3 protein-coding genes are annotated in these 1629 nt (G+C 38.1%); 1 reads left to right on the top strand and 2 read right to left on the bottom strand.

The window, feature by feature from the left end:
• Positions 1-841, top strand: an 841-nt coding sequence (locus VIP81_RS25300) for an isocitrate/isopropylmalate dehydrogenase family protein (protein ID WP_331967822.1), incomplete at its 5' end; no start/stop codon positions are given.
• A 133-nt stretch (positions 842-974) separates the two neighbouring features.
• On the opposite strand, the gene mce is transcribed toward VIP81_RS25300, so the two are convergent.
• Positions 975-1382, bottom strand: coding sequence for a methylmalonyl-CoA epimerase (gene mce / locus VIP81_RS25295; RefSeq protein WP_331967824.1), 408 nt, complete (start codon positions 1380-1382; stop codon positions 975-977).
• 12 nt (positions 1383-1394) lie between these two features.
• The coding region (locus tag VIP81_RS25290) for a methylmalonyl-CoA mutase family protein (protein ID WP_331967819.1) at positions 1395-1629 on the bottom strand (235 nt) is incomplete at its 5' end.

Below are 1629 nucleotides of genomic sequence, written 5' to 3'. Positions count from 1 at the left end.
GGTTTGTTTGAAGGCACCCGTGGGGGAACATGCAGCAGATGTAATTCTTGTTCTTAGGCGATATTTTGACTTGTATGCCAACATAAGACCCGCGAAATCATACCCTAATGTAAAATCTCTTTATCCCTCAGTGGATCTAGTGATTGTCAGAGAAAATACCGAAGATGTTTACCTGGGCTGGGAATTTCCGATAGGAGATGATGCAGTGGTAGGCATACGACTAACAACTGCAGAGGCGTCGAGAAAAATTGCAGAGTACGCGTTTGAAGAAGCAGTAAGGAGAGGTGTCAAAAATGAGCAGAAAAAGGTTGTTTGTGTTCACAAGTCAAACGTTATGAGATTAGGAGATACTATGTTTTCCAGAATTAGTAAGGATGTTGCAAAAAAATACCCTGATGTCGAATTCAGTGAATCTTATGTTGATGCATGCGCTATGAATTTGATTAGAAATCCAGAAAAATTTGATGTAATTCTGACAACAAATCTGTTTGGTGACATCCTGTCAGATGAGGCAGCACAGGTTGTAGGCGGTCTGGGATTGGCACCTGCAGGTAATATCGGAAAAAGATTCGCCATATTTGAACCAGTCCATGGTGCAGCATTTGATATTGCAACCAAGAATATTGCTAATCCATCTTCAATGTTCTTATCAATTAAGATGATGTTCGAATGGCTAGCTGATAAAAATAAGAATAATGATCAAGAATCCCTAATGGACTTGGGAAGGAAAATAGAAAAAACATTAATGAGTCTCCTCAATGAGAACATAAAAACAATAGATATGGGTGGCAAGATGCATACTGACGACTTTACAAAGACATTTGTATCGCGACTTGTATAATAATTTTGTATAGCACTCTCCGCTGTTCATAACTGATAACTCGCAAGTAGACTTGAATCAGTTGACAAATGAGTATAGACTATAGCAAGTAAGGGCGTGTAATTCTGGTTTACTCATTCCTCTATTCTTTGCTCTAGTCTTTACATTCAGGTAGTGCTTGACAGAATTCCGTTAAAACCCCATTCATTGATTTTGGATGTATGAAAGTTATTTTCCTGCCATACGACCCGGTTCTAATATTTCCAATCATTCGAGTTCCGTTGGCAATTGCTCTCTCAACATCATTTTCAATATCATCTGCAGTAACGGCTATATGGTGTATTCCTTCTCCACGATCCGTCAAGAATTTTTTTATTGGACTGTCATCTGCAGTGGGCTCCATCAATTCTATTCGAGTATCTTGCAATTTCAAAATGGCTACTTTGACCCTTTCTGTAGGAACGTCTTCAATGTCAACTTTATCAATTTTTAGGATCTTTTCATAGTTCTTTAACGCCTCGGCTACGTTGTTCACTGCTATTGCAACATGATCAACTCTTATTCCATTTCACCTCTAAAAAGAGAATTTTGGTTCGTATCTTCCAAATATGTCAACAAAAACTTCACTTATTTCTCCCAGTGTAACATGAGCTTTTACTGCTGAGATGATATGAGGCATAAGATTCTCCTGTTCTTTTTCTGCATTTTTTTGCAATTTACTTAGCTCAGAATTTACTCTAGTCAAGTCCCGGCTTTTCTTAAAGTCCTTTAAGTTATTTACTTGGCGAGTCTCTATTTCGGGATCGATA

Source organism: Chitinophaga sp. (genome assembly GCF_036566945.1).
In the GTDB taxonomy this organism is placed as follows: Bacteria; Bacteroidota; Bacteroidia; order Chitinophagales; family Chitinophagaceae; genus Chitinophaga.
This window is presented reverse-complemented; position numbering and strand designations above follow the sequence as displayed.